At 65.4% G+C, this 8,917-nt stretch carries 12 protein-coding genes; 2 read left to right on the top strand and 10 right to left on the bottom strand.

Annotated elements, in window-relative coordinates; all coding sequences use genetic code 11:
• Nucleotides 1-332: 332 nt before the first annotated feature.
• Nucleotides 333-1,106 (bottom strand): hypothetical protein, encoded by a 774-nt coding sequence (locus tag Q0817_RS19455; protein WP_298591964.1) that lies wholly within the window; start codon nucleotides 1,104-1,106, stop codon nucleotides 333-335.
• 315 nt (nucleotides 1,107-1,421) lie between these two features.
• Here Q0817_RS19455 and Q0817_RS19460 point away from each other — a divergent pair, with 315 nt between their 5' ends.
• The gene (locus Q0817_RS19460) at nucleotides 1,422-1,955 is read left to right on the top strand and encodes a hypothetical protein (protein ID WP_146200282.1); all 534 of its coding nucleotides are present in this window, start codon (nucleotides 1,422-1,424) and stop codon (nucleotides 1,953-1,955) included.
• A gap of 164 nt (nucleotides 1,956-2,119) precedes the next feature.
• Here the strand turns inward: Q0817_RS19460 and Q0817_RS19465 are convergent, their stop codons facing one another.
• The 4 genes from Q0817_RS19465 to Q0817_RS19480 form a co-directional block, all read right to left on the bottom strand.
• Complete coding sequence (locus tag Q0817_RS19465) at nucleotides 2,120-3,304, bottom strand: relaxase/mobilization nuclease domain-containing protein (RefSeq protein ID WP_298591969.1); 1,185 nt, start codon at nucleotides 3,302-3,304, stop codon at nucleotides 2,120-2,122.
• Nucleotides 3,301-3,666, bottom strand: a complete 366-nt coding sequence (mobC, locus tag Q0817_RS19470; protein WP_298591972.1) for a plasmid mobilization relaxosome protein MobC — start codon at nucleotides 3,664-3,666, stop codon at nucleotides 3,301-3,303. The genes Q0817_RS19465 and mobC overlap by 4 nt, the downstream gene beginning before the upstream one ends.
• 387 nt (nucleotides 3,667-4,053) lie before the next feature.
• The gene (locus Q0817_RS19475) at nucleotides 4,054-4,206 is read right to left on the bottom strand and encodes a hypothetical protein (protein WP_298591975.1); all 153 of its coding nucleotides are present in this window, start codon (nucleotides 4,204-4,206) and stop codon (nucleotides 4,054-4,056) included.
• Nucleotides 4,207-4,386: 180 nt separating this feature from the next.
• The gene (locus tag Q0817_RS19480) at nucleotides 4,387-5,451 is read right to left on the bottom strand and encodes a helix-turn-helix domain-containing protein (RefSeq protein ID WP_298591978.1); all 1,065 of its coding nucleotides are present in this window, start codon (nucleotides 5,449-5,451) and stop codon (nucleotides 4,387-4,389) included.
• A 288-nt stretch (nucleotides 5,452-5,739) separates the two neighbouring features.
• Here Q0817_RS19480 and Q0817_RS19485 point away from each other — a divergent pair, with 288 nt between their 5' ends.
• Nucleotides 5,740-5,934, top strand: coding sequence for a hypothetical protein (locus tag Q0817_RS19485; protein ID WP_298591981.1), 195 nt, complete (start codon nucleotides 5,740-5,742; stop codon nucleotides 5,932-5,934).
• Between the two features lie 737 nt (nucleotides 5,935-6,671).
• On the opposite strand, the gene Q0817_RS19490 is transcribed toward Q0817_RS19485, so the two are convergent.
• The 5 genes from Q0817_RS19490 to Q0817_RS19510 all read right to left on the bottom strand — a co-directional run.
• Entirely contained in the window at nucleotides 6,672-6,887 is a 216-nt protein-coding gene (locus tag Q0817_RS19490; RefSeq protein ID WP_298591983.1) for a hypothetical protein, read from the bottom strand.
• Between the two features lie 19 nt (nucleotides 6,888-6,906).
• Nucleotides 6,907-7,119, bottom strand: coding sequence for a hypothetical protein (locus Q0817_RS19495; protein ID WP_298591986.1), 213 nt, complete (start codon nucleotides 7,117-7,119; stop codon nucleotides 6,907-6,909).
• A 964-nt stretch (nucleotides 7,120-8,083) separates the two neighbouring features.
• Nucleotides 8,084-8,215 (bottom strand): hypothetical protein, encoded by a 132-nt coding sequence (locus Q0817_RS19500; RefSeq protein WP_298591988.1) that lies wholly within the window; start codon nucleotides 8,213-8,215, stop codon nucleotides 8,084-8,086.
• A gap of 149 nt (nucleotides 8,216-8,364) precedes the next feature.
• Nucleotides 8,365-8,637, bottom strand: a complete 273-nt coding sequence (locus Q0817_RS19505; protein WP_298591991.1) for a type II toxin-antitoxin system RelE/ParE family toxin — start codon at nucleotides 8,635-8,637, stop codon at nucleotides 8,365-8,367.
• A partial coding sequence (locus Q0817_RS19510; RefSeq protein ID WP_298591994.1) for a type II toxin-antitoxin system prevent-host-death family antitoxin occupies nucleotides 8,630-8,917 on the bottom strand: 288 nt, incomplete at its 5' end. The genes Q0817_RS19510 and Q0817_RS19505, both read right to left, overlap by 8 nt.

Consider the following 8,917-nt stretch of genomic DNA (forward strand, 5'->3'; position numbering starts at 1 on the left):
TCCATCGTCTGCGCCCACCGCTGCCGGGCTTGCGTTGCGGGAATCCGAATCATAGCTAAATTGTACATTTTAGCGGTGCAGTTGCCGAGACCTGCACTCACTGCGCGGTGTCTCGCAACTGACCTTCGCGACAGGATTGCCTCTGTCCGGTTACAGCACATAGCTGCAGGCCATCCCACGCCGCAGAGATCTGCGGAAATCCGGAGGACTCCACAGGGCCGTGGTATTGCTGTCGAGACGTCTCGCAACCCAACAGATGGAAGACGCTGTCATAACCCCGTCAAGCCGATCAGGACGCGGGGGAGAGGACACTCCAGGGGTGAGCGGCGGGGTTAGCTGAAGTATCCAGTGACCCCGGTCAAAAACGTGGGGCACTCGTCACCGTAGAAGCTGGTGGAGAAAGAGACAGTTCCCGCAGGCGGGACGTCGTTCATCTCGTTGGCGAAACCACGGGTGTGGGACAGCAGTGTCCCTGACTCGTCGAAGCAGTACACGTCGGCCGAGTAGGGACCGGTCAGGGTCGCGTCTGTCTGGTTGGTCGCGGTGCCGATCACTCCGTCGTCGGTCGCTGATGCCTCGGTGACCTGCAGGTCGCCGGTGTTGTACGACGACGTGTCCGCCGGGGAGGTGTCGAACGTGTACTCGAACGTGGCCCCGTCTGGCACCTCGCCTTGCTCGAGGAAGATATAGGCCAGACCCAGCCCGCCGGGCGGGATCTGCGCGGGCACAGTGCCCTGCGAAGATCCGGTGGCGGTCAGCGCCCCGCCGGCGTCGCGCACTGTAGCCGAGGCATTCACGTGCGAGATCGCCTCGGAGGTGTTGTTGCGGAAGACGAACGGCAGCGTTCCGGAGCCGGCGTCGAACTGTCCGACGTCGACGGTCGAGACCACGCCTTGCTCGCCGGCGTCGAAGTCCGTCACCGTCGCGTTGCCACCCAGCAGTCCGTCGGCGTTGAGCCCGAGCGGCACGACCTGCGCGGAGGTGGTCTCTTCGGCAGAGGCGGTGGCCGCCGGTGTGGTGACTCCACCTTCGTTGCCCGGCTGGTCGCCGCCGCTTGTTGATGAACACCCGGCGAGGGTGGCGACGGCCAACGCGGTTAGGGCCACGAGGACGTGGTTCGGTCGGATGCCTAAACGGTGGTTCATCAGAGATGCTCCTCGTGTTATCGAACGGGACGCGCGCACACCGGACATGCTGGCCTACTTCTACCGATCGGTCTTGGAGGCTCGCAGCTTCAGGCCCTACTACACCCTCAACTGCGAGGAGCCGCTAATTTCGAGCCCAAATATGCGCATTGTGAGTACTGCGCTGGGACTTTTCTCCGATGAATAGATACCCGTGCACTCAAGGGTTGCAACTATGCTGAACGATGGATAAGGATAGTCTCAACCCCGGGATGCCGGGTATCAAAGGAGACCCCCATGCTGCAGCTCACCATCAGGCCGATCCATCCCCGGAATCCCGAAGAAGACGACCTTGGCCGCCCCTGGGGCGGCTACTCCGCCGAAAAAAGTCATGATGAGCTCTACCGGCATAACCGAGGATGCTGGGTCCTCGGGGCTCGGGCGGACCAGGAAAAGTACGCCCTGTTCTCCTCCGATGATCCCTCCGGCCGCATAGTACGGTTCGCTATCGCCATCGAGGACATCGAATCTGTCGGAAACCGTCGTGCCCTTATCGGCACTGTTTTGCATCAGGGCCACCCTGTCTACGACAAATACGTGGACAAGCCTTCTCCCGTCAGTAAGGCGCGTAACCCCGTTACCTACTTCGACGCCCCTGAGGATCGTCGGCATTGCGTTTGCGGCTGCGGCACACCGGTGACTCGCGGATACTTCGTCCCCGGTCACGACCAGCGCGCCATCCACGATCGGGTAGCCCGGGTGGGTTCTGTCGTGGAGTTCTTGAACTGGTTCGACACCCACTACCCGGAACCAGCTACAACACAGGCTTGAAGAACCAGTCGATGAGCCCAAGGTGATGAATTTCGAACAATGGCGGCATACAGCCGCACAGTTTGATCTGCTCCTACCTCGTTGTCTGCGGTGCGCACAATCGGTAGCCCAAGATCAGGCGAGAGAGGCACCCGGGGTGGCCAGAGCCTGGTAACCAGCAGCGGTCAGCGCTCCATGCCTGTATTTCTTTCCAGGGGACGGTTCATGGGTGGGCGCGCCTGCACCCGTTGCTGGCCAGGGCCCTCCCGGCGCGGCCCAACGGGGCGCTCACGGGCCATCATCTGCCGGATTCGGGAGGTTTCGAGAATCTGCTGCTGGTAGGCGATCAGGCGGGGATCGGTCTCATTGCGCTTCGCCCACCAACTGGCGACCTCGCCTATTTCGGCCAGTTGGGCCTGGCCGATCTGCTGGTGCCGGCGCTGGGTGGCCTCGGCCTGGGCGTCGGCTACCCGTGCCTGGTACTTGGCCTTGGACTCCAGCAGTCCTTTCTCCGGCACCTGCACCCGCTGGGACGGGGATGGGGCTTCAAGGACTTGGGAGAGCTTGGACCAGGCCAGCGTCTTGTCCAGCTGGGATGCCTTGAACCAGACCGGCTGCCCCGCCTCGTCCATGCGCCCGGTACCGAACTTGTACCCGGACATCCGCCCCGTGGAGGCGCGATTGGCCTCAAACGCCACCCCCGCCTTCTCCAGTTCGGTCTCGAACGCATCGGTGCCGCCACCGGCGGCCCGGGCCGCACATGCCCGGACCACGGTGGCCAGCTCCACCCGCTCCGGCGGCAGATGGGTACGCAGGGCGTGGTGGCGTTCCCCGCGGGTGATCTGGTGATCAGCCGCCCGCCGGGACACCCGCGTGGTCTCCCGCGGGGCGACCTGCAGCCCGTAGGCCTGCTCGAGCTCCGCACACGCGGTCTGGGCCTGGCGGTAGTCCTGGCGCCCGTGCCACACCTGCCCGGTGTCGGTGACCCGTGAGGCCACCAGGTGCACGTGGTCATCGGCGTGCCGCACCACTACCCACGGGCGGTCCCCCAGGCCCATCCGGGTCATGAACGCTGTGGCAGCATCGCGCCACTCAGCATCGGTCAGTGCCCGGTCCTCCGGTGCGCAGCGCAGGGAAACCTGCCAGATCGGCTTGGTGATCTCCGGGCGCGAGGCCGCCGCTTCCCGCAGCTCGGCGGCCCACCGCCCGGTGGTGTCCCCGCGCAGCGCCAGGGTCCCCCCGATCACGATGCCCCCGACCTGCTCGACCCCGTCGCGGTCCCGGTAGGTGTGCATCGCGGTCTTGCCCGGCCCGTGCAAATATGCGGCGATGTCCCCGGCCCTCGACCCCCGGGTGATCTTGGCGATCATGACCGCAGCACTTCCCGGATCTGACCCATCACGGCCTCAGCCGCATCCACCCGAGCCACCAGCTCCGCCGCCGAGGCCCTATCGAGGCCGGAGACGTTTGCAGCGCGCACGGCCTGATTCAGGTTGTTGCCCACCCGGGCCAGCTCCGCCCGCAGCGCAGCAACCTCCGGGGGCGGACCAGGACGGGCCGGCGCCGCCCGATGGCCAGTCAGCAGGCCGGCCATGGTGGTGCGCACCCAGGTGCCTAACCTCCCGGAGCCGGCTTCGGCCGCTGCTGACGCCCAGGCGGCGTGCTCCCCATCGGTCAGACGCACCGCGACCACGCGGGTGCGCTTGACCGGTCCCTCGGTCTCCTCGGCCACGAGGTGACCCCCCCCTCCCTTTGTGGGTCGAGCTCTGCGAGATCCACCCCCGCCCCCGCAGCGAAGCGAGGAGGCGGCGAGGAAGACTTGCGTGCAGTGAGCGCCAGCGAACGTAACGCTAGTCATACCTCGCATCGTCGGAGCGTGTCCACCGCGGCGGTTGAGTGCCCCCTAGGGCGCGAGACCGCCAACCAGGTGGCGGGCACGCTCCGACAGGGTCGGCGCGGTGAAGCTGGGAGAGGCCGCCCGCGGCCGAACGCAGCGCTCACCGCGCCGCTCTGGTGAGATCAAATGCTGAGGTGCCCCACCCCTGGCCCACTCACATTGAGGACCCCACGCATCTTCCGCTGGGGTGTCCTGGTTGTGGTCGCCAGGTAAAAGGAGTGTCTATGCGGACCACTTCGGGGAGGAGTCAGTGAACAGGGCGAAGCACTGGCTGCACTGGAAGACGTTTTCTTTGTCCGGGCTGTACTGGTAGTGAGGACCGTCCTTGTCACACATCAGGCAGTCCATCATCGAGTACCGGTTGTCGCTGATCATGCGGTCAGCGTAAGGCGGTAGCCCAGCCCAGTCCTGCCGGCGGCGCCGGGGCGGTTCACACCTGCGACGGGTGGAGGACTTCTCGACGCCGCCCAGTGAAGTTCTGCTGCGGCCTTTGTGCACGGGGTGGGGCCTGTCTGTGCACCACGCCTCACCTTGGGCTTAGTAAATGTCCACTAGTCAGTATGCTTTCAATGCACGTTGCACCGTCTTGGGGGAGCATCCCAGCTCGCGGGCAATCTCGACATCCGTGCGGCCTTGCTCGGCCAGCACGCGGATGTTCTCGGCGCGGAGCGCAGCGCCAGCGGAGCGAACTGCTCGAGATCGGTCAGCGTTCTGTCGGACGGCGGCAGTCTTGGCCTCGGAGCGCACAGCCCCGCCCTTGCGCCCTAGCTCCCGTGCCGTCTCTGAGTTGCCGATCCCTCGGCGTCCAGGCCGATGCTGGTTAAGGGTGATGCTTGCGGCGGTGTGCTGCACGTCGCGGTCCGGCCACAGCTCCACGCCCTCAGCCTGGGCAACCTCTCGGTTCACGCGCCGTGCCACCGCGAGCACATCCTCGTAGCTCCAGTGCTCCCGGCTCCCGTCCTCCAGAGCGTGCCGGACCGTCAACCAAGTCGCCCGGTTGATCGCGTCGTTGCGGCCCACGAACACGCCTGCACGGGCCTGCACGGACCTGATCTCCCGGGAGCGGGTGGGCCACTGTCCAGCGTCTTCCAGGGTCGTCCGGATCTCTCCCAACCTCCAGGGGCGGGACAACGGCAGCCCGGTGGGCATCACGTCGCGGGAGTCGTAGCCGGGGTTGCGCACTCGGCCAGGGCGCAGAGGATCGACTGCCAGGTCCCCACCCAGAGCGGCACGCAGGGCGGGACCGACGGCTTCGGCGTAAGCCACCGGACCAGGGCGGGCGTCCGGCCCTGTGTGCACGCGATCGATCAGCCAACAGCCCTGAGCACCCCGGGGCGTGTCGATCACCATGTGCGGGAGGACGAGGGCGGTGTGCAGCTCCAGGCCGGCGGCGGGGCGGTCGATGTCGATGAAGATCGCGCACAGGTTCGGCGTGACGGGCGGTCTCCAGAACGGCAAGCGCGCCAGACCGGCGGCGTCGGTGAGCTGTTCCTGTCCGTCCTTGGTCTCGGATCCGTGGAACCGCGTGACCTTCCAGTGCCGGGCCAGGGCCTCGGGGATAGTCCTTGCTTGCGTGGTCAGTGAAGCAATGACTTCCGACTCATGGGTCGGTACACTCATGGGGAGACTTCTCCTGATTGGTCGCGTCAATCGGGGAGGTCGAGCCCCTGGGATGCCAGTCCCGGGGGCTCAACTTTTTTCTGGCCTCAGCCTATGTGACAGGTCACCTCTTCTGCGCCAGGACCCCCAGGACCGGCGGGGCGCTCCTGCTCCGGCTGACCGTGGACCACAGCCGGCCCCGTGGCTGGCTGTCGCCACAAGTAGCTCAGGTGCCCACCAGGACCGTCGTGGGACGATGCGATCACCAGGGCCCTCAAATGGTGGAGGAGAACAGTGTCCAGGACCGCGATGGAAGTTCTCCTCACACTGTTCGCGTCGCTGGTGGTATTTATGCTCGTGCTCGCTGTCGTGGGATGGCTGGGGCACGCCTGGTCGCTGTTCACGGTGCTGGGATGCCTACTCCTGACGGTGTTCGCCGGTGTAGTGGTGGTGTCGTGGAGACGGGGCAGCTTCGATGTAAAAGCCCCGCGTCGAAAGCGTTAGAACAGCCTGATCTCACGCACCAAGAGGCCTGTCACGCATGCGCGCCGGCTCACACTGTGATGCGATCTTCCGCACAGTTCCGCGTACTTCCGCGCATTTCCGCGCATTTCCGCGCGGTTCCACCTAGTTCCGGTAACAGGTGCAAGCTAGACTGTGGTTATCGCGTGTGGTGGTCGTCACTTGGTCATCGGCGCGCGCCAAGAGCTCCGGGCATGAGCAAGGGGCGCAGGTTGTGCAGCGAACACACCTACGCCCCCATGTCCAGCTCTCACTATGGAAGAGCTAGAGGATGTGAAGTACCGAAAGAATCAGGCGGGTCCATCGAGACAGCTCCAGAAAAACCTGGAGTAGATGGGGCCAGCGGTTCGATCGGTTTGAATTCCGTCCTTCCATCCTTTGCTCACCTCCGTTCTTCGCGGAGGCGCCTGATTTGGTAGCCGCCAGATCAGGCGCCTACCGCGATGCGGCTCGCCCGCATCGTTTCCGATCTTACCGTCGACCGCGGACGGACGGGTGCTATCAGGTGAACGTAGTTGTGAGTGAGGGATCGAGGTTTTCACTCCCCACACTTCTCTTGACAGCTCAGCGATTTCTTCAACAGCGCTCTGACTAGGGGCTATCTCCCCTGAGAGCGAAAGACATATCAGCCCGCTCGGCATTGAGCTGTTGTGGAAGATCCCGCGCTGCATCCACTCCTTCGCAAGACGATCATCTTCCGGCTATCCACAGGCCCGGCTTTATGTCGGGCCTTTGTCGTCTCCAGCTTCCTCCAATTGGACCAGGTGCCCAATGCGGGCGCTATCAATCCAGCGGGCCACGGCGTCGAGCTGGTCAGCACTGGCGGTGACGATCACGGCCACAGCCTCGTCGCCCTCGTCGTCGAGCACGGGTCGCTTGGTTACCGTGACGCCCAGGTGCTCCAGGATCAGCGCGCGCACCTCGTCCAGCAGCACGCCGTCTCCGTCTTCGTGGTCAGTCGTCAGTGGCCAGCGCCGCCAGTGCCGCGATCACCAGCGGGCGCACGGCGTCCCGGCACTGCTTCATGGTCTCCAGGTCTACGCGGCCAGCGTCCCAGGATGCACGGCCATGGGCCTGTAGCTCGGCGTCCCCCGGGCGTAGCAGGTCCTGCGCACCGTAGTACTGGCGGGCAGTGGCCTCCACAGCGGCGTCAGTGTTGGTGGCCATCAGACATCTCCAGTTCGGTCCAGGTGTACGTGCCGCCCCGTGTCGGTGGCGTCGAGCCAGTCGGTCAGCGCGTCGAAGTGCGTCCCGGTGGCCGTGATGAGCACGTCATCGTGCACGCCGTCCAGGTCCTCATGCTCGTGCTCGTCCTCGTCCTTGTCCTCGTCCAGCGTGATCCCAGGTGCTCCAGAATCGACGCGCGCAGCTCGTCTAGGTTCATCGGTTCGGTTCTCTCGTGGTGATCCAGCGTCGCCACCGGGACTGCTGGGGCGCTGTGTGTTCCGGTGTGGGCCTCTCCGGTCCTGGGTGCTCCGGAGTCCCGGGCGCAGACTGCGGAGCCGTCTCCGGCGCCGTGGTGGCCGGTCCTGCCGTGAGCATCTTCTGACTGAGGATCTCAACCATCCGTCCGCGCTCATCGGCCAGGGCCTCGGCAACCTCGGCACGGCGGCGCAGCTCCGCGATCTCAGCACGGTGTCGTTGCTCCACGGCATCCCGCTCCAGCTCCCTGATCCGCTCGTGCACGTCGTCCTCGGTGGGCGCGTCAGTGCTACTCGGAGCAGAGGCCGGCTGATCAGGTGGAGTCCTCGGCTTCATGAGTCCAGAGGCTTGCAGAGCACTGATCGGCACAGCCCACCGGGGACCGATCTCCGCGCCGTACTGGCGCAGCACGTCCCGATGCCGGCGCAACGTGGACGGGGAGACACCAGCAGCTCGGGCCGCTTCCTCCAGGTTCAGGATCGCCTCACGCGGGCGGCTGTCATCGGCGCTCATGGTGCCCAGCGTGCCACAGCAAAGCTCTCAGCGCGTGACAGGTTGGCAGGTTCCACGTCCAAACTTCCGCGGATTGGCGGGAAATAAACAGACTGTCAGAAAAGCTCTCACACCCGGATGCCACCCTGCCACGGTGACCGGGCATGGCAGTGCCCCGACTCCCGATGAAGGGGGCCGGGGCACTGTGGCCGGGCGGTCAGGCGGTGGCCGTCTCCGCGTCCTCCTGTTCCTTGATCCTGCGGAACATGGTGGACCGGGACATGCCCAGGTCCGCCGCGATCTCCGCGGCCGTCCCAATTGTGCTCACCCGCTTTTGACGTCTGTTCACGATGAACACAGTGAGCCTCCTGCCCCTGATCGGCCTGATAGCCCCAGCCGAAGTGAGCGCCCAGCGGCGCAGCACGTTTCCAGGCGTGCAGGAGAGGTCTCAAGCATCTGCCAGCACCGGAACCCCCTCTCCGCGCAGGTAGTGGGGTCTCACGGTAGGTCGCGGTAGATAGCCCCTCGATGCCCGAGGGTCAGCACCAGCACGAGGAGCTTTCCCTCGTGGACCGTGTAAACGATCCGATAGTCACCCACCCGCACTCGCAGGTACCCGGGATGGCCCACCAAAGCCTTGACGGTCGCCGGCCGAGGATCATCACGCAGCAGTGCGAGGGCGGCCACGATGCGGGCCTGCACGGGTCGGTCGAGCTTACGGAGCTCCTTCGCGGCACGCTTGCTCAGCTTGACCGCATACCGCTCACTCAAGCTTCAAGCCGAGCTCGCGGGCCATGTCCTCCAGCGGAACCGTTTCCTCGCCGGCCTCGATCGCCGCCGCAGCCGCATCAGCCGCCGCAGCGTCCTCGGCGTCTTCCAGGGCGCGCAGCGCCCTGTGGGCAACCTCGATGTCCAGGACCATCACGGTCTCTCGCCCGTGGTCCGTGATCGTCACCGGGTTCCGACGGGCGGAGTCCATCGTCTGCGCCCACCGCTGCCGGGCTTGCGTTGCGGGAATCCGAATCATAGCTAAATTGTACATTTTAGCGGT

The sequence above is a fragment of the uncultured Kocuria sp. genome (assembly GCF_947500125.1).
Lineage (GTDB): Bacteria > Actinomycetota > Actinomycetes > Actinomycetales > Micrococcaceae > Kocuria.